General features: G+C 42.2%; 14 protein-coding genes and 1 tRNA gene. 4 read left to right on the top strand and 11 right to left on the bottom strand.

Annotated features, from left to right (window positions below; genetic code table 11):
- Positions 1-50: 50 nt before the first annotated feature.
- Positions 51-2,540, bottom strand: coding sequence for a penicillin acylase family protein (locus PG901_RS04505; RefSeq protein ID WP_271133662.1), 2,490 nt, complete (start codon positions 2,538-2,540; stop codon positions 51-53).
- Between the two features lie 380 nt (positions 2,541-2,920).
- Here PG901_RS04505 and PG901_RS04500 point away from each other — a divergent pair, with 380 nt between their 5' ends.
- Positions 2,921-4,489 (top strand): YifB family Mg chelatase-like AAA ATPase, encoded by a 1,569-nt coding sequence (locus tag PG901_RS04500; protein ID WP_271133661.1) that lies wholly within the window; start codon positions 2,921-2,923, stop codon positions 4,487-4,489.
- Positions 4,490-4,533: 44 nt separating this feature from the next.
- Here PG901_RS04500 and PG901_RS04495 read toward each other — a convergent pair whose 3' ends face one another.
- From PG901_RS04495 to PG901_RS04480, 4 genes are all read right to left on the bottom strand, one after another.
- Complete coding sequence (locus PG901_RS04495) at positions 4,534-5,211, bottom strand: phosphoglycolate phosphatase (RefSeq protein ID WP_271133660.1); 678 nt, start codon at positions 5,209-5,211, stop codon at positions 4,534-4,536.
- A 105-nt stretch (positions 5,212-5,316) separates the two neighbouring features.
- A complete protein-coding gene (locus PG901_RS04490) occupies positions 5,317-5,817 on the bottom strand; it encodes a DUF4385 domain-containing protein (RefSeq protein ID WP_271133659.1) in 501 nt (166 codons plus the stop codon).
- A gap of 195 nt (positions 5,818-6,012) precedes the next feature.
- A tRNA-Phe gene (locus PG901_RS04485) sits at positions 6,013-6,088 on the bottom strand.
- Positions 6,089-6,210: 122 nt separating this feature from the next.
- Positions 6,211-6,633 carry a hypothetical protein gene (locus PG901_RS04480; protein WP_201620161.1) on the bottom strand — a complete coding sequence of 141 codons (423 nt, stop codon included), beginning with the start codon at positions 6,631-6,633 and terminating at the stop codon, positions 6,211-6,213.
- A gap of 387 nt (positions 6,634-7,020) precedes the next feature.
- Here PG901_RS04480 and hisB point away from each other — a divergent pair, with 387 nt between their 5' ends.
- The 3 genes from hisB to PG901_RS04465 all read left to right on the top strand — a co-directional run bounded on the left by hisB (position 7,021) and on the right by PG901_RS04465 (position 8,916).
- Positions 7,021-7,695, top strand: coding sequence for an imidazoleglycerol-phosphate dehydratase HisB (gene hisB, locus PG901_RS04475; protein ID WP_271133658.1), 675 nt, complete (start codon positions 7,021-7,023; stop codon positions 7,693-7,695).
- The gene (gene hisH / locus PG901_RS04470) at positions 7,696-8,340 is read left to right on the top strand and encodes an imidazole glycerol phosphate synthase subunit HisH (protein ID WP_271133657.1); all 645 of its coding nucleotides are present in this window, start codon (positions 7,696-7,698) and stop codon (positions 8,338-8,340) included.
- 183 nt (positions 8,341-8,523) lie between these two features.
- Positions 8,524-8,916, top strand: a complete 393-nt coding sequence (locus tag PG901_RS04465; RefSeq protein ID WP_271133656.1) for a hypothetical protein — start codon at positions 8,524-8,526, stop codon at positions 8,914-8,916.
- 46 nt (positions 8,917-8,962) lie between these two features.
- On the opposite strand, the gene PG901_RS04460 is transcribed toward PG901_RS04465, so the two are convergent.
- The 6 genes from PG901_RS04460 to PG901_RS04435 all read right to left on the bottom strand — a co-directional run bounded on the left by PG901_RS04460 (position 8,963) and on the right by PG901_RS04435 (position 19,596).
- Entirely contained in the window at positions 8,963-10,309 is a 1,347-nt protein-coding gene (locus PG901_RS04460) for a valine--pyruvate transaminase (RefSeq protein ID WP_271133655.1), read from the bottom strand.
- A gap of 405 nt (positions 10,310-10,714) precedes the next feature.
- On the bottom strand, positions 10,715-13,684 hold the full coding sequence (locus PG901_RS04455) for an NACHT domain-containing protein (protein ID WP_271133654.1): 2,970 nt from the start codon (positions 13,682-13,684) through the stop codon (positions 10,715-10,717).
- Positions 13,685-13,895: 211 nt separating this feature from the next.
- The gene (locus PG901_RS04450; protein WP_442966849.1) at positions 13,896-16,583 is read right to left on the bottom strand and encodes an ABC transporter permease; all 2,688 of its coding nucleotides are present in this window, start codon (positions 16,581-16,583) and stop codon (positions 13,896-13,898) included.
- Positions 16,583-17,266, bottom strand: a complete 684-nt coding sequence (locus tag PG901_RS04445) for an ABC transporter ATP-binding protein (protein WP_271133653.1) — start codon at positions 17,264-17,266, stop codon at positions 16,583-16,585. The genes PG901_RS04450 and PG901_RS04445 overlap by 1 nt, the downstream gene beginning before the upstream one ends.
- A complete protein-coding gene (locus PG901_RS04440) occupies positions 17,263-18,078 on the bottom strand; it encodes an arylesterase (RefSeq protein ID WP_271133652.1) in 816 nt (271 codons plus the stop codon). The genes PG901_RS04445 and PG901_RS04440 overlap by 4 nt, the downstream gene beginning before the upstream one ends.
- 192 nt (positions 18,079-18,270) lie before the next feature.
- Positions 18,271-19,596, bottom strand: coding sequence for an MFS transporter (locus tag PG901_RS04435; protein WP_333780661.1), 1,326 nt, complete (start codon positions 19,594-19,596; stop codon positions 18,271-18,273).
- Positions 19,597-19,986 lie beyond the last annotated feature (390 nt).

Raw genomic sequence — 19,986 nt, 5'->3', positions numbered from 1 at the left:
TCAGGATTGGCCTAAAGTCTTTTTTATTAAACTTAACGATTTGGCTATGACTACTCTCTTAATTTAATCACCTCACCAACGGCTTTTTGGGAGATTTCGCTGCTGCTGAAAGGCACACGAATCCACTTTTTAGCTGAATAACGATGCGTCTGATCGCGATGATAAGGGCGCGTACTATCCCCTGCTTGTGAATAGGCAAGCAGCGCCTCTACGACAGGACCTTTAGCATCAAAAGTCACCGCTTGCATGTAGGTTGGCCCATTATTAATAATATAATTACCAACCTCATTGACTCCTTCACCTCGGGCAGCGTTAAAGATACCTTCGCTACCATAACCACCATGCATAGGGATACGCTGATTATTCTTGCCAGCATCTAGCACATATTGCAACTCACCTAAGCTGGCATCAAGTGCAATGCCTTTATTTTGGAAATAGGCAATCGCATCGCCCAAGGCTTGGCGAGTTTGTGGCGTAATTTTTAGCTCGCGAGGCGTATTGACAGGGTCTGCCTCGTTAAATGGCACTTCAAATGCGGTATTTGTGTATTCGCTAACACCAGCCTTGCTCCAAAACTCTCTAAACACATGAGCGCCTCGGCTGTCGATATTGTTGCGACGATCCCAATTACTCAGGATGCTACAAGCTTGTTTGGCATCGATAGTTCCGCCACCTGTCAGAGGTAACATAGCGTTGGCGTTACAGTCCGCTAAGACATCATCGAGAACCAACTCGGCAGCATAGCTACGGTTGCCATAAACGACGTCTTGCATATTGTTTAAGGTAAAGGTAGTGCCACCCAAGCCATCTGAGTTATCAAGACGGTCTAATACTTGCTGAAATGCCATGCGTGTACGCAGAGAAAGTGGCACGCCCTCTGGGCTAGTTGCACTAGGGAATGGCGTTAAACGACGACGTAGCAGTGGTGAAAACCCTGTTAAAGGCTCATCTAAGTTGCTCAACCAATAAGTATCGTTTGAGTTAAGCACATAATCGTCACGAATCAAGAAAGGCAGATTTGAGCGTCCAAAAATACCTGCTTGCGGCGAATCGGCATCATTACCCCATTCGCAATCAGCCTTGCTACCATCCAATGCTGGTAGACCAAAACTGACGATAGCTTGTAAATAAGGCTTACCAGCAGTACAGCTATTTAATTTATCTGCGGTGACATGCGGCACGGTTGAGATATCAGCATAAAGCGCTTTACCATAGCGGTCGGTGGCAATGGTATTAACAAATCCTAGCCCAACCATATCTTGCATTTTATCGACCAAATCCTCGACACTGGTGGCTTTATTCATGCTGCGCCATTGGTTTAATGAGCGGGCATTTTCTGCGGCGGCATCACGGATAGTAAAGGCGATATTATTTGCGCCCCAAGGTGGCAGTAAGCCATTGACTTGATTGACGGCTATCATAGGACCAAAATGTGACGAGTAAATAGATCTTACCAGCGTCTTATTATCTGGCAGTTGGATGGTGACGTTATCCTTTTTAATATCACGTTGCTCAACGACGCCTTCACTATTGGTATAGTTGTACTTCATTGGGTCGCCATCTACTAAGCTGAGCTGATACAGGGTAAAACGCTTGGCGGTAGAAACCGTATGGCTCCAAGCGACGTCTTTATTGAAGCCAATGTTAGGGAAAGGCTGTCCTTGCTGTCCTGCTCCCATGACATCAAGCTCACCTGGCATCGTCAAATGAAACTCATAAAAGCGCTGTAGACCATCCCAAGGCTCATGGGGATTGCCATAAAGGATACCGCTTTTGGTGCCAGTGACTTCGCTACCAAAGGCATAAGCGTTGCTGCCGCCATCAGTCACATTGATGGTTTTCATATCAAAATCAAAGCCTGAGGCCAAATCCGCTGCCGACTCTGGCGATAAGTCGCTCTCTGGTTCTATAGAAAGCGTACGCATACGAGAGCTACCCATGATACCTTTTTCGACTGAAGGCGCCGCAGTGGCGATAGGCGTGACAAAGTTTGATAGACCACCGCGCAAATTGGCCTTGCCGTAAAGCGCTAGCAAATCATCGGTCGTGATTTCGCGAACCCATTCAGCACCAGCACAGTCAGGATCGATATTGTCGACGCCTTTATCACGTAAATAGCGGCTATAGCCCGCAGCATAGCCTGCTACCGCATCCAAAACCTCAGGCTCTTGTGCATCTAAAAACTGTTTACGCTTAGCGTCTGAGTTATACCAGGTATAAAAGACATCACTATCAACATCGCCTTGATCACCCAGATAACGCATACTCTCGCCCTTAGCGATTACGATTTCGCGCGCCAGTGAGCAGATATTGTCTTCAGCAAAGGCATAGCCGACGCCATAACCCAAGCCTTTATAATTCTTGGCAGTGATGTGAGGTATCCCAAACTCAGTGCGCTGGATATCCGCCGCATAGCTGTCATCGTTATCTATATTGCCATTAAAATTATCGTTATCCGAACAACCAAACAATCCCAACGAGACTGCCATCGTTAATAGCGTGAGTGTGTGTACACGCCGATTCAGCATATTGATGCTCATAAGCTTACCCATCCATGGTTAATTACGATTTTATAAAGCGTCGACAAAAACCACCATCAAGCTTTATATGTCAATAAATTCCTTTTATTGCCATGCTTTTTTATGCCTTATATTGCATTTATTATGCGTGATGATAGATAAGATAAATTAAAAAGCATTTATCAATCATATAACACTTTCAAACCTCTATGCTAGCGAATAAACCAACGGATTTAATGGCTGATATTTGGCTTAAAGATAGCAATAAATGACCTTTATCTATTTAAATAATAGGCTAGGAACAATACTGTTTAAACAGATTAATAAATAATAAAACACGACATTTGCGCACTGATTAATAATACTCTATTATCGATAAATATCTATATTAGGAAACGCTCATGTCGTTTGCCCAAGTCTATACGCGCTCAGTCGTCGGACTGCATGCCCCGCAGGTGATTATCGAGGTGCATTTATCACAAGGCTTGCCAGCGTTGACCATTGTCGGTTTGCCCGCTGCTGCCGTACGTGAAAGTAAAGATAGGGTGCGCTCGGCGATTTTGAATTCGGGATTTCAATTCCCTAATCGCCGCTTGACGATTAATTTAGCACCAGCAGACTTACCAAAAGATGGTGCAAGGCTAGATTTGCCGATTGCCATCGGTATTTTAGCGGCAAGCGGGCAACTTGAGCCAGAAGTACTATCAGGGTTTGAGTTTATCGGCGAGTTGGCGCTCAATGGCGAGCTGCGGCAGGTAAGTGGTAGCTTGGCGGTTGCACGGGCAATGAAAGCAGAGTCACTAGTGGCAAAGTCTGCAACAGCTGATGAACAAGCGCCGTGCCAGTTACAGCAATTACGGCAATTACGGCAATTAATAGTACCGATTGATAATGGCGCGGAAGCCAGTCGTGTTGAAGGCATTGAGATATTAGGCGCTCAAAGTCTAAAAGCGGTTTGTGACCATTTACAATCGCTAGCCGACCCAAGCGTAACCACCGAGAGACTCGAGATAGTCACGCCCAGTCCGGCGCAGCAGCATATTGGTTATCAGGTAGATTTGGCGGATGTAAAAGGTCAACATCACGCTAGGCGGGCGTTAGAGATTGCCGCCGCCGGTGGTCATTCACTGTTATTTACCGGGGCACCCGGTTCGGGCAAGACGTTAATGGCGTCACGCCTACCGACTATCTTGCCTGATTTGAGTGATGAGGATGCATTAGAAGTCGCCAGTACCTATTCAGTAGCAGACAGCGATTATGATTATGGTACGCGGCCATTTCGCCAAGTTCACCATACGATATCAGCTGTTGCTTTGGTCGGTGGTGGTTCTCGTCCCAAACCTGGCGAGATTACCCTTGCCAATAAGGGCGTATTATTTTTGGACGAATTACCAGAGTTTGACCGTACGGTGTTAGAAGTATTGCGTCAGCCGTTGGAGGCCAAGCAAATCACCATTAGCCGTGCCAACTCGCAGCTTACTTTTCCGGCAAATTTTCAACTAGTGGCGGCGATGAATCCTTGTCCGTGTGGCTATGATGGCGATGGCTCGGGACGATGTCGCTGCCGACCGGAGCAAATTAAGCGCTATCAAGATAAGCTATCAGGGCCACTGCTTGATCGCATTGATTTGCATATTACCGTGCCAGCACTGCCAATAGCTGATTTGCAAAATGCTCAAGCTGGTGAAACCTCGGCACAAGTGCGAATTCGGGTTGCTGCTGCGCATAAACAACAATTAAAACGCCAAAAAAAGGTCAATAACGAGCTGAGTCCTAGCGAGATTGATAAATATATTCAGCTAGGAGAGGGCGAGCGGCAGTTATTACAGCTCGCTCAGCAACGTCTTAATCTATCTGCCCGTGGCTATCATCGTGTATTACGCGTCGCGCGTACCATTGCTGATTTGGCTGATAGTACTGATATTACCAGCGCCCACGTTTCTGAGGCGCTGAGTTATCGTAGTAAGTAGCTTGCGTGATGTTCAATTATTCTTAAAGTTCAATTATTTATAATCTACTTTTTTAAAAGGTATTTAACCAATGCCGCAAAGTCATCAAATGCTGCGGTAGGATTGAGCTCGCGAATATCTTGCCCGTAGTTATAACCATAAGACAGTCCAAGGGTGTCTATATTGGCATTTTGTCCGGCTAATATATCGTTTCTAGAATCACCAATCATCACCGCTTGTGCTGGAGTCACATTCAACGCCTCATAGACATGCAATAGCGGCGCGGGGTCGGGCTTTTTATTGGGTAGACTATCTCCGCCCAGTACTTCAGAAAATAAATCCTGCCAGCCAAAAGACTGCAATATCTTAGGGACAAAACGAATCGGTTTATTGGTCACTAATGCCAACGTATAGCCCGCGGCTTTGAGCTTTTTTAGTCCGCTATCGACATCTGGATAAGCGACGGTTTTGCTACCGCTAATATTTTTATAAGCGTCAAAAAATACCTGCTCGGCGTGATCGGCTTCCTCGACCGTTAACTCACCGTCTAATACTTCTATTTTACCCACCAACGCGCGTTCGACCAGCATTCTTGAGCCATTACCGACCCAGTTACGTATGGTGCTAATCGGATAGGTCTCTTTGCCAAGCGTGGTTAGCATGGCGTTCGTCGCATCAGCCAAATCTGGTACGCTATCAATCAATGTGCCATCAAAGTCAAAAATTAAAAGCTGCTTATCCATTATTTCTCGCCTTTCGGGTTATCACGTCTGTATCTTACTTAGATTTATGTTTTAACCATAGCATAAGAAGCCATTAAAGCGCATGCAAAGCGCGTTTTTGCTCGATTATTTAACCTCTTTATAGCGCTCACGGTGTGCCGCTTTCATCTTTAGATAGGTTTCATTTTTACGGCACTCATCCCATTTTTGTTTAAAAATACGCGCAGATTCTGCTTTGATAGGGTCTTCATTTTGCCGTGGTAATTCTTCGCGTCCATGCGCGCCGCTTTGGCCTTTTTTATCATCGGGCACGGGTCCCTTATACTTTTTGCCGCCTTTATGATTGGCATAGCGGCGGGCGCGGGTATAGCCCATTTGGATAAATTTGCGCGCCATATCCGCACCAACAAAGTCATCAGCTGCCAAATAATCTAAAAACATCTGATAAATACTCTCGCTACTCTCAAGCGCAATATCAGGCGTCGCAAAGCGCCAGTGCGGCAGGATTTCGGACTTATAAGGCTCTACCAATAACACGCCTTGCTCACCGCGACCGACGCGATACAGCTCAGGCTGCGCGCGTAAGTTTAGGTTTTTATAATCCAAATCATAATCAAACTCTCTCATGGCTTTTACCTATTGCAGCTAATTGGTTGTTTTAGTATAGAGAGCATTTGCACTTCAAAAACAGCCTAAAAATGTTATGTATTAGTGTGGGTATCAGATGTTATTGATAGGTATCCCTGTAATGTTTATCAAATTTTAAGCATAAAAAAAGCCCCAAACATAAATGTTCGGGGCTTTTTAGAATTCTTAAACGAATGGTGGCTCGAGGCAGGTTCGAACTGCCGACACACGGATTTTCAATCCGTTGCTCTACCGACTGAGCTATCGAGCCGTCTTCGTTGAGGCGCTATTAAACTAAATATCGGCGTTACTGTCAAGTGGTTTTTGCATAATATGCGATAAAAAGGCATAAATAGTCAAATATAAGCCAAATTCAAGCTTTTAACCTCACATTTAATCCTTAACGCGCAGTAGCTCATACTCGCTCATGATACGATGAATATCGGCATCGACTGGGACAAACTCACGGACGCCTTTTTTCACTTCGGCATCATAGACCAGTTTGATAAATTTAGCATCGATAGCGCGACCTCGATTTTGGGTGTGTACCGTGAGATATTGCAAGCGCTTGGCATCAGTTTGTCCATCATCAAAGCAGGCAACGGCAGCGATAGGCTTGTCATTAAACATACCGACATACAGGGTTTGACCACGCTTAAAGCCTTGCTCAACGAGATGTAGTACTTCTGCGCCACTTGGCTGGTTCTCATCGCTGTCATATAAGGCGTGCAGGCGCTCGGATAGTTCGTTTTCACGCGCAGGCTTTTTAATCAGTGGCGCATCCAAGCTGTTGATGGCGATTGCTTCTAAAGGCATAATCAGTTCCTATAAATAATCGGTTGCTATAAGGTGATACAGCGTGGCATCGAGTGTAGCATTGTAGAGTCGGTGCGGTTCATGATTGATAATACTGAACTCACTATTTTAGCAGAATGACAGGATTTTGTGCGTGGTTTACTGCTTGGTCGTGGCAGTAAATGCTAGGGTTTGCTATGATGAAGATAGACGATGCTTTTTATGCATAAAAGCTAATACTTTGGCTTTTATACGTAAGCTTTTTGAATAAGCATTGAACCCATTTTTAGCTTAGTTTTTTATATTTTTTATTCATTGTTTTATCATTTGCTTTAGACGCTAGTAAGAATGATTTGGGCGCTTTTTCGCCCTATTTTATTGACCGCTTTTCATTTATAGAGAGTAGCCATGACTGCCAATTCTACGACGACAACCAATACCGCCGATACAACTGGGCAAAACCAATCTGCCAATCTAAATTTACATGGTCGCCCAGCCCGTACCGCTACCGTTGAGCGTAATACTGCTGAAACGCAAGTCACTTGCACCGTCAATCTTGATGGAACGGGACAAGGGACTGTAGATACTGGCGTGCCATTTCTAGACCATATGATTGATCAAATCAAGCGTCATGGTTTGTTTGACTTAGACATCAAATGTACCGGCGACACCTTTATCGATGATCACCATAGTGTCGAAGATACAGGTATTACACTTGGGCAAGCATTCAATAAAGCATTGGGTGATAAAAAAGGCATCCGTCGTTACGGGCACTTTTATGCGCCACTCGATGAGTCACTGACGCGCGCGGTTGTCGATTTATCAGGCCGTCCCGGTTTACATATGGACATTCCTTTTACCCGCTCGCATGTTGGTAACTTTGATGTCGATTTATTTAGCGAGTTCTTCTATGGCTTTGTCAACCATTCATGGATGACGGTGCATTTGGATAATCTTAAAGGCAAAAACAGCCATCACCAAATCGAATCTACCTTTAAAGCCTTTGCTCGTGCGCTACGTATGGCTTGCGAATATGATGAGCGTGCGCTGAATACCTTGCCATCGACCAAAGAGGCTTTTTAGATGAGTAGAGCCACAAAGGTTGCACTATTAGATTATGGCATGGGGAATCTGCACTCGGCCAGCAAGGCATTGTCAGCGGTAGGCGCGGAAGTCTCTATTACCAATGACCCAAAAGTGGTCGCGGCGGCTGATAAGATTTTCTTCCCCGGTGTCGGTGCGATGCGCGATTGTATCGCTGGCATGCAGGATGCAGGTATTGACGAGGTCATACGTCAGGCAATATTTAATAAGCCTGTTATGGCCATCTGTGTTGGCATGCAGGCGTTGTTTGAGCAGTCCGCTGAGAATGGTGGTACAAAATGTTTGGGCATCTTAGGTGGCAATGTAGAAGCGTTTGACCCGACGTGGAAGGATGAGCAAGGGGCGACCATTAAAGTGCCGCACATGGGCTGGAATACTATTAACGGTATGGATTTCGAGCATCCATTGTGGAATGGCATCGAGGACAATGCGCATTTTTACTTTGTACATAGTTATTACTGCGCGCCTGCCGACAGCTCGCAAGTGGCGGCCGTTTGTGATTATGGTCAGCCGTTTTGTGCCAGTATTTTGCAAGATAATTTATTTGCGACCCAATTCCATCCAGAAAAAAGCCACACCGCGGGCTTACAGCTGTTAAAGAATTTTGTCGATTGGGATATTTAACCAGTATGCTTTAAATGTTTGATTGGACAGCTTCGATTAAACAGCTTCGATTAAACAGCTTCGATTAAACAGGAAGGTAGGTTAGCAAAGGCATAATCTACCTTTTTTATTTTTAATTTATACTTAGTTGTTTTTTTTATTTATACTCAGCTATCTTCTATCTCTTATACGCGGAATAAAATCGTGGATTTTTATCTCTTCAAAAACGGTGTTGTGGCTGCCACAGGGTTAGACAAAGATGCCTTGCATATTTATGTGGGCATCAGCGTCTACCTATTCAGTTTAATCTTGCTACGTCCAGTTTTTAAAAAATACAGTGTCAGGGCGTTTATCGCTTTAATTATGGTGACCGCCATCGCCTTATTGGGCGAATATTTGGACAATCGCCAGACGATTACTGAGCTGGGTATCACAGCGATAGGCAGCACGGAGCTAAAAGCCAGTATTCATGATTTGATTAATACCTGTCTGCTGTCTTATATAATCTATGGCTTTACCGTATGGACAAAGACGTTTCAATCAATCAATACCGTCAAACCTATGATTAAAAGGCAGAAAAAAACGGACTATTCATAAGTCCGTTTTTTTATTTCTATCATTAACACTTTGCTTAATAAAAACTTTAATAGTTCTGACTATTAGCCTCATCATAAAGCTCGCGCACCACTTCACCAATCACCTTAATACCATCCGTTAAGGTCTGTTCGTCAGCGGCGATACTCATACGGATACATTCATGGGCATGTTGGTAATTACTCACATCGACACCAGGGAAGAAATACTGACTTGGTACAATCAGTGTGCCTTTTTCTTTAAGGCGCTCGTATAGCTCAAGCGTGCTAATTGGCAAGTCTTTAAACCACAACCATAAGAATATCGCGCCCTCGGGCTTATGAATCATCAATGGATAATCACCCAAAGCATCTTTTAAAAGCTTTACCGCTAACGTGGCTTGCTTTTGATAAAAGGGTTTAATCTCATTATCAGCTAACTGCTTGATACGGTCATCGTTAACCAATGGCGTGGCAATCGCTGCGCCAAAGCGGGTCGGTGCTAGATTGACCACCGCATTCATCGCGCTGACTGCTTCGATGACTTTAGCGTCGGCCACGATAATGCCGGTACGCATACCGGGCAAGCCAATTTTAGACAGGCTAAAGCAAAGAATCGTATTGTTATCCCAGTTTAGATGCGCGTCAGAGTAGATAATATTAGGGAAGGGCATACCGTAGGCGTTATCGATGATCAGCGGTATCTCATAACGCTTGGCAATCTCAGATAAATGCGCCATTTCTTCATCGGTCAACACATTGCCCGTTGGATTGGTCGGACGCGAACAGCAAATCGCGCCGATGCGACCTTCTTTTAGCGCTGGCAAGTTCTCTAACGCCTCAAAATCCACACGATATTTAAAGAAACCTGCTTCGCCATCATGAGTCACTTCATCGATATGCGGCAACACGGCTGCAAAATGCTGACCTTCGACATGCACGTCACTATAGCCGATATATTCAGGGGTTAATGGCAGTAGAATTGATTTGTCGATAGACTGGCTTTCTTTATCTTGGCTCTTTTCATCAGCGAACGCCCCACCAAATAAATTAAACAAATAGAAAAAAGCATTCTGTGAACCGTTGGTCAAAGCGATATTTTCTGCGCTCAAATTCCAATCATAATGACGGTTAAAGAAGCCGACCAACGCATCGATAAAGGCGGCGTCACCCTGCGGATTGGAGTAATTTGCCATGCTAATAATTGCGCTACTATTAGCTTCGCCAGCATCGTTATCAACGCCAAGCGCCTTATAAGTCTCTAAAAACAGCTCATTAACGGCATCAATCTTGGCAGGATTACCACCGCCCAGCATATTGACAGGCTGATCGCTTTTTAGCGCATCGCCCAAGTCATCCATCAATTGCGATATACCAGTTGGCTGGGTAAATTTTTGACCGAACTTTGAGAATTTCATAAGGCTACCATGCTGTTTTTGAGGGTTCTATAAGGTAAGGTTTAATCGATAAAGTTGGGCTAGTATAACAAATGGTTGCGATAAAATAAGCAAAGCTAATGGTTGGTATTGGTTTATATGCCAATACGCAATATGAAGCAAAAACGCATTCTAAATGAATAGAAGGCGTTTTAAATTTGGTGTTTTAGGTTCTTGGCGCTAATCCTGCTTTATACTTGGAGTTCGCAGTCTGGAGCGCGCAGCACCTAACCACAGGCGTATTCCAACGTTCAAGCGATCACTCCTATGCAAGTGGCTATAAGCGCCACAGTCCCTTGAGCTATCACCGTAATCATGACTGCAAACTATTATAATACGATAATCAAGAGCAGCATAAAATCCTGTTAATGAAGTCAATATAGTAAGTTATAAATCTCTAATTATTTCATAAATTTCAGGTGTAGTAACGCCACTATCTAAAAACTGAAATAATATAACTTGTAGCTCAGGATTTATTTCAAACTCTTCCTGATTAAGCTTGGAATTTCTATTAGTTTGAATAATACCACTACTAAGCATACGATCAACTAAGTATCCTCCTTTCTTTTTTCTAATTTCTACTGACTTTCTGGGCTTAAAATTACCATTACTATGAAATAGTTTAATAAGACTCTTAAGTGATTTCATGCTTCTATCATCACTTATATGTGAAGGGTTGTCGATAGAGTCTATGATTTCTGAGGTGTTATCTAATAAAAGTATTTTTTTCGAAAGATGGGTTTTTTTTAGTTGAGAACTAGTTTTCTTAGAAGAAGGTATTTTGATAACTCCACTTTCAAAAAGGGTTTTTTCATCAAAAATACAGTTTACAAGTCCATAGTAATCATAAATATAGCAATCCTTAATCGTTAAATTGCTGAAATCAAATACTAGTTTAGGGTTTATTTTCAACTCCCTAATATTGTATAGGTAAAGTTTAGAAACCTCTCCTTTATTATTTGAGAAAATATCTAATAGAGCTTTGTCGAGATCTTTTTGTATATTTAATTTATTCTTAGATTTTAGTATTCCTAAGTACAGTATAAAAAGATTAGAGATGTATTCATAATATTTACTTTTTGCTGATACTTCATTGCTAAGATTTATTAAATCGTTAATATTTTCGCTATTGATTAAAGTAGATACAACTATATCCTCAACATCAGTTTTATAAAGTCGCTTGCCAATGTCTAAGGAAAAATTATTTAAATAGCTAACTCTAGATACTAATAAATCTAATAATTGGATATCTGCAATAGCTTGATTAGAGAACATCTGAGCTATAGATATCTTAAGAAAAAAATCTTTTAAGAAGTCATATCTAATATTAATCAACTTATCATTAGCGTAGTCGATAAAAGCATGGTTCAGAAGTAATGAAATAGTAGTATCGTTAGTTTCGGCTATGAACTCTTGAACGATCAAAGTAAAGTCGGTTTTATTTATTGTTTTATTAATTGTGCTTAGTTTACAAAGTATTTTCATCTGTTCAACAAAGCTAATACCAATTTTCTTAACTTCACGTTTGCACACAGCATATATTAAATAATCTAACATGTTATTTTTTATTAGTCCTAAATCTTTTGCTTCCTCATTTTTAATATCAAAAATATTTTCTATATCTTCGTTTTTAGTCTCATTAGATACTAAATTACTGATAGTATCTAACATAAAAGGGCTATAGTAATTTTCGTTTGATTGATCTATAAGTTTCTGAACAAGATGCATTGATTTTTTTTGTAAGCTTATATTGTTTTTGAAACGACTTTTAAAGAACTGTTCGGTTTGATGTTTATTAAAAGGTTGTATTTCCACATTTTCTATATGAAACTCTTCATTTATTTGATTGAAAGCCTCCTCCCAGATATAATCTCGACAAGTAATAATTATTTTTGTTTTAACAAGATTGAAGCAGTAACTATCGAAAATATTTTTCAAGAAACTTTGTAGTTGAAACTCAATGTTTACACCCGAAATAATTTCATCTAAACCATCTAAAATTATCACAAAGCTACCATTATCTACGGACAGCTTGAATAACTCCTCAGTAAATAAGCCCGTATCTGAAATGCTGGCCTTATAAAGATCGTAAATTGTTGAAACTCTATCTGTTTTCAGCTGATCTAAAAGTACCGAAGAATCTAAAAATAATACGTATTGATCCTCGCTCATTTTTAAATTAGTATTTAGAAAGTTTCTTACAATAGTAGTTTTCCCTACTCCTCCAGGACCAGTTAGAACTATTAAAGGACTATTATCTGAATTGAACCATTTTTTCACAAGTCTAGAAGCTACAATTTGCTTTTCATTACTACCAACTTTAGAAGAGTAATTCTCAATAAAAAATTCTGTATTTTGATAATACTGACTGAACAACATTGGTTCTAGATATTCTTGATACAAATATTTTTTACCAAATTCATCAATAAATTCTATATTACCATCATTCTTAAAAATGCTTTTATAGACACTCTTTATATAACTAATACGTCGTTCAGGAGAAGAATCAGAAGGTTTGTTTATTAGTAATAATAATTTTGTAGAAGGTTTGGTTGTTTTTAAAAACGTAGTATATAGATTTTCTAAAGAACCTTTTAGGTTGGTACTACCTATAAAAGAAATATATATTTTATCACCATTCATGAAGTTTTCTAGTTCATATAATTCAAAATATTTCCTACTGTCATTACTTAATATCGGAAAATCTTTACTCATGGTAAATGTTTTATTTTTATCTAAGTATGATAGTACAGTATTATAAATAGTCGTAGGCTTATGTGTTTCAATAGAAGTAAAGTTTGAACCATATTTTTTCTTTATTTTACTTTCTAACTCTTTTATTTGTGGCTGCGGCATCACTCCTACATTTTCATTACATCCAGTAGAGTTCCCATCATCACCCCTATATAGAACAGTGTTCTTTCTATAATTAACTGTATTGGTCTGAATATCTTTATTTAGATAATATAGCCTATAAGGTTGTTCTATCTTAAATATTAATATATTCTTACCTTCAATTATTTCTAATTCTATACTATATTTAATTTCTGAAAAATCTGTTATAGCGTTAGTTAGTTTTGCATTAATATCTTTCTTTAAAGAAATAAAATCGCACTCGCTTATATTTGAATCTTCAAATAATTCTGTGCTTTCATTAAAGCCTATAATCATGTAGCGAATTTCATCAAAGCAATCTAAATTAGCATTTGTTAGCGCAAGAAAGTCTTTTATAAACTCTCCCCATAAGCGTGTTTTATCGATATTCTTGGCTTGTGGGTCGTTACAATCCCAGTACCAATAACTTTTATATTCTATATTACTGCATTCAGGTTTCTTACATAAATCCTTTATATCCATTTTTATGATCGCTTTTGAATGTGGTTGATGTTATTAATTCTTTAAGTTTGTTTTATTATACTAAGAGATAATATTCCTCAACCTATAATGGATAAAATAGTAAGACTGCTATTTATAAGTCTTATATGAGATGAGGATATATAAAATATAATGACAGCATACATTTCTTTTAGACTGAAAGATAATAGATTTTCAAGTCTCCACTACAACCTTAAATCATCGCCCGAACCCGCGCCATAATCCCGCGTCCAATCACCAATCGCACATAAATAATGGCAACAGCAAACAGCAAACCAACTAACGCCACACCGCCAATACCTAAGCTTGCCCACGGCACACTAAAGCGCAGATTAAACCATTGGGTAATAGCAGCCCATGCACCGATATTAGCGATAATAACCGCAAATAAGGCGGCACTAATGCCAAGTATGCCAAGCTCTAAGATATTGAGCATATATAGGTCGCGCTTTTGCATACCGAGCAGCCTAAATGAAGCACTATCCGCCATGCGATCTTGTGAGGTGGAGAGCAGCGAGCTAATCAAAACCATAATACCCGTCAGCAATGCCAGTAAAGTGAAGACGTAAACCAAACGACTCATTTGTACCACCAACTCTTGGACTTGCTGCGCGATTGCTGTGCCGTCGATGGTCGTTACCGCAGGAAACTCGCGTACTAACTGACCTTGGAGTTTTGGAATATCCTCTGCTGCGACATGAGCGGTAGCAAATTGGATTTGCGGAGCAGCAGATAAAACCGCTGGCTCAAATAAAAAGTAAAAATAGGGGCTGGGTCCTTTCTCATAGCGCGAGCGGATACTGGTGATTTGCCCGACAATCTCAATCCCTTGGATATTAAAGCGCACCTGATCACCCATGCCAACGTTTAGCAAACTTGCTGCAGTATCCAAAATTGATAATGGCGCAACGGTTTGTGCTGAGTCACTATCTGCAGTGTCAATAGGTGCATAAAGCTTGTCATCTGCTAGCGATTCCGTAATAAACTCAGTGTCCATCACCGTATCAGCGTAGCTTAAATTAAAGACGCGTGCAGGGTCATCGAAGCCGTCAGCAGGTTCGATATCTTGTACGGGTACATTATTAGCAGTGACGACGCGGGCACGAATGACAGGATAATAGCTGACAGGTGCAGCAATAATGTTATTAATCTCATCATGCTGGTCGCTTTGAATATCGAGCAAAAACAAATTGGGCGCATCTTCAGGATAAGCATTAATAAACTGGGTATTGATACTATGATTAAGCGTGGTAATCAAAGTTAAGACCGCCACTGATAGCGATAAAGTGACAAAGAATAATGCCGACTGATTGCCTTTACGGGCAAGGTTATGGATAGCAATACGCTGCATCCAGCTGATATTAGAATGCTTAGCAAACTTAGTCAGCAGCCATAACCATCCGCGTGCCAAGAGCCAAAATATCGCTACGAAACCTGTAAGTCCTATCAGTAGCTGCGCACCTAGTATCAGAGAGTTTACTTCATAAGCAAAAAACGCATACAGTCCGATTAGCGTCAGTCCATACCATAATAATGGCAAACGTCGATACCAAGGTAGGTTTTGCGAGTTTGTGCTCGCCCCTTGATTAAGTAAAGTAGCAGGCTTGGTCGTACTTAATGTGCTTAAACCACGTTGAGCGATAAGCAAGGTCAGCACTAAAGCGATAATAATGGTTTTAATGGCGCTGATAGGATTGATGGCTAGACCAACATCAGCTGGTAAGATAGCAATCAGATACGGCTGACCAACTTTCAGTAAGCCAAAACTTAGAGCAATTGCTGCCACACAAGCGATGATAGTGGTGACAATCAACAGCTGATAATAGCTACGTTTTAAGGATTTAAGCGGCTCACCTAATGCCAAGCGAATGGCATTACTAGACTGCTGCTTGGTCACAAAAGCCGTAATGACGCCATACATCGCCACCGCAGATAATAACAGCACGGCGATGACGAGCAGCTTTAAAAACATCAAGACATTGTCAGAGATACGCGAGACAGAGGTATCTGCCGACTCGGCATCAGACAGCTCGATATCAGGATAATTGCTTAGTATTTGCGTCAGCTTATCTCGCTGTACTACCATTAACTCTGGCTCACCGGCCAGCTCAATACGATAGTTTATACGGCTACGCTGTCCCAATAAATTGGTCGCTACAAGCGCATCTTGATGCATCAAAACCCGCCCACCAAAACCAAAGGCGGTCAACGGGCGGTCAGGCTCTTTGGTTAGCACGTCGCTAATAGTGAACTCAGCATCACCAATGGTGATTTGGTCACCGACACTGGCGTTTAAGCTATTCAGGACTTCTGGTGCGACAACGACATTATCAGCGCTTAATTGCTGCCATAACGGTTGCCCTGAAGCAAGCTCAGCTTCTCCGTATAACGGATAAGCCGTAGAGACGGCTTTGACGCTGGCAAGCAAGGTTTGCTCATCGGTCACCACCATCGCGCTAAACTGATAGTCATATACTATTTGTGTATCAGTAACCGTCTCTATCTGTGTTAATACTTCGCTTGGCCAGTCTTGTTTGCTGTTTAATATCAAATCGCCGCCAACGAGCGCGCGCTGATTATCATTGATATAGGTATCAACCGATTGCTGAACAGAGTCGAGCGTCAAATAGGTTGCAAGCGATAACGTGAGCGTCAATAAAAATAATAGCGGATAAATCCAGCGTTGCCACCAACTGCGACTTAAGGCTTGCGCGCCCAATCCTTGTAAACCTAATATTGGTAAATTCAAAATACCGCTAAACAGCTGGCGCATGATACCGCCCGTATAATCTGACTCTTTTGCCATGTTGGTATCAGTCGTAGCAGTAGCATCGATGGCTGAATATTTCTCTGTTTGCTTATTATTCTTTAAGTTATTCATCAAGAAATAATCCGCCCGTCGTGCATGGTAATGACACGATCTGCCATCTCCGCAAGCGCGGCATCATGGGTCACAACGACCAGTGCCGAGCCAACTTGCTGCCGTAAATCTAATAATAGCTGCATCACTTGATTGGCATTTTGCTCATCTAAGTTACCCGTTGGTTCATCGGCAAAGACGATTTTTGGCTGCGAAACCAAGGCGCGCGCAACGGCAGTACGCTGCTGCTCACCGCCTGATAATTGATTGGGTAAGCTATCACGCCGATGCCCCAAATCAACCGCTGCAATCAGCTCATTTACCCGTGCTTTATTCGGACGACGGGCGATATCAAGAGGAAAGGCAATATTTTCTGCTACCGTCAATGTCGGTAATAGATGAAACGACTGAAAGACAAAGCCCATATCGCGTTGACGAATGACGGCAAGCGCATCTTCATCAAGGCTGCTTAACGTTTGTCCCGCTAACTCAACCGAGCCACTATCAGGATAATCTAACGCCGCTAATAGACCTAACAAAGTCGATTTACCGGAGCCAGATTTACCCATAATGACCACAAACTCGCCCGCATTGACATATATGTCTACGTCTTTGATGATAGATAGCTTTTGCTCACCGACTTGCACGGTTTTATTCAGCTTGGAGGCGGTAAGTAGTGCTTTGTTATTGGGTGTAGCGGTCATTGGGTAGTCTCAGTAGGTGTGCTAGATTTCGTTGCCGTATTGGCGTGATTAGCTTCTAACTTTTCAATTTTAGGCTGTAAAATTGGCAAAATATTATCATTAACGATAATGGTATAGCCTTCTTTGGTTGGATGAATCGCATCGGCTTGGTTGAGCTTAGGGTCGCCGCCCACACCATCTAAAAAGAAAGGAATCAGCGTCACATTCATATCTTTAGCCACTCTTGGGTATATCGCGGCAAAGGACTCTACATAGTCCGAGCCAAGGTTGTCATAAATCTGCATGCCACCTAAGATAACCTCGCTACCATTATCCTGCAGGCGTTTAACAGCGGTGCGAATATTGGCTTCGACCGTTGCCACATCGATACCGCGGATGGCATCATTAGCACCAACGGTTAAAATCGTAATATCAGGTTTGGTTTGCAATACCCAATCTAGGCGATTGACAAGCCCCGTACTGGTTTCACCGCTTAAGCCTGAATTGACTACTTTGACATTTTTATAGCCAAGCTCTTGTAAGCGTGCTTCTAGCTGAGCGGGATAATTGGCATCGTTATCAACGCCCAATCCTTCGGTTAATGAATCGCCCAATGCCAATATCGTTAATGGCGCTTGCTGCTGCTCAGTTGCATCTGTTACTTTCTGAGTTTCGTTAGTTTGGGTGCTAGTGCTTTGAGTGCTGGTAGTTTGCGTACTATCATCGGCCGTATTGCTATCAGGCTCTTTTTGACAGCCGCTAACCACAAGGGTAACGCTTAATGCCGCCGCTATTATTAAAGGTTTAGTTAAATAAGAAGAGATATTTATCATGATTTTGCTGTCCTATTTACCTAACCGCTGATACAGAATACCGTATAAAGTATGGGTATTACCTAAGAAACCCCTACCTCTAAGGTAGTGGGTAGTTCATAATCAAACCAGTGTAGCAAACTAAGCTTATGAGCAATATGGCGCGACAGTTAACGATATTGCGCGCCTGTCAGTTGATATTAACGGTAAAAATTAAATTTTCTTACCATCGACCATGACTGGACGGCTGACCATCCAAGCAAAACCCACGTTTACTACCATCAAAACCAACATGATGAATAAAGGCAAATCCCAGCTGTCCGTTGCTTCATGCAACCAGCCGGTACCCAGCGGACCAAAGAACGCAATCAGATAACCGACCGCTTGCGCCATGCCCGACAGCTCGCTTGATTGATTGGCGGTATAGGTCCGCATCGAAAACAGCATCATACTTAAGGTAAAAATCGCTGAACAACCAATGCCCATCAGCGCCGACCATAACCACGCCAAATCAGCTGATAAATAGCTGACCCCTAAAATGCCAATCACGTTTAAGACCGCAGCAAGTACCGCTAGCGCCTGAATAGGACGTCCGCGATTGACCAGCCAGGTTAAGCTTAAAATTGCTACTGGTGCCATAAACTGGAAGACTGAGTTCATCTGCCCCGCGCTTACCGCTGATAATCCTTTACTGAGCCAAATCGAGGGTAAGAAACTGGCAACGGTATAAAAAAGCAGCGATTGCAAGCCCATAAATACTGCAATTTGCCAAGCAAAAGGCGTGCGCCACATAGAGATAGGGGACGGCGCTTGCACCCCTTCAGCAAGCGGTACTATTGGTTGATGATTTGATGAACCCAAACGCAAGCGTAGCAGCACCCAAATCATTAAGGCAAACAAACCTAAAATCGACCAACCACCAAGCGCCCATTGCCAGCCAACTTGCTCAGATAATGGCAGAACAACACCTGCGACAATCCCTGCCGACACCGTCATGGTGAGACTAAATAGACCCGTAATCAACGGAATATGATTTGGTGTGCGCTGCTTGATAACAGGCGCAGCAAGGGTATTGGCAAAACCAATCGCTAACGTTAGCAATAACGTGCCGCCTAAAAAGCCAATCCAAGTGGGGATAAGGCTACGAATAATCATACCCGTTGTTAAGAGGGCAATCATCGCAATCAAGGTGTTTTCAAGGCCAAAACGCTTACCAATCGCTGGCGAAATAAATGCCCCAAGCGCAAAAGTCAGCATCGGCACCGCGCCAAGCCAGCCAATTTGGGTTTCAGAGATATTAAGAGCCCCTTGAACTACCGGCGCAATAGAACCCAGCGCCACAATCGGCGAGCGCATATTGATCGCCAATAAAATCATGGCACATAGCACCAGCCAAAACGTAAAGCGCGAAGAGGGTAGCTTAAAGTTTGACGGCGCACTCGACTGAGACGTGGGAGACTGGGACGGCAAATCAGTTTGCAAATTAGGAGAGGTAGACATAGCAGCACGACTATCAGCATAAGAAAAAGGACACGTCATTAAAAAGCGCTGGCGCACCATCGCTTATAAAATAACACCAGAGTACGTCACTAAGACGGCAATTAAGACGGTAATTAAGGCTAAGACAATATATTAGAATGTACGAGTTTAGGATATAAAAACACTAGCAGAACGCCCGTCATATAAGCTTACTACCCGTTTAATTTAGCAGGGTAAGCTTAGTATATGAGTAATGGTTTTTTGCTTTTGCTTTTGCTTATAAGTCGATTTTGCTTATCAAGCGCTTATGATAGAAATTGGCTTAAAAAACACTCTATACAAAGGCTAAGCGATAAAGGACTAAGCGCACAAAAAAATAGCGTCAGTCCCTGTTAGCTTGCAACGTTAAATTGCAAAGGACTAGACGCCATTATAGGAACAGAGGTTAGC

Source organism: Psychrobacter sp. ANT_H3 (assembly GCF_027919975.1).
Taxonomy (GTDB): domain Bacteria; phylum Pseudomonadota; class Gammaproteobacteria; order Pseudomonadales; family Moraxellaceae; genus Psychrobacter; species Psychrobacter maritimus.
This window is presented reverse-complemented; position numbering and strand designations above follow the sequence as displayed.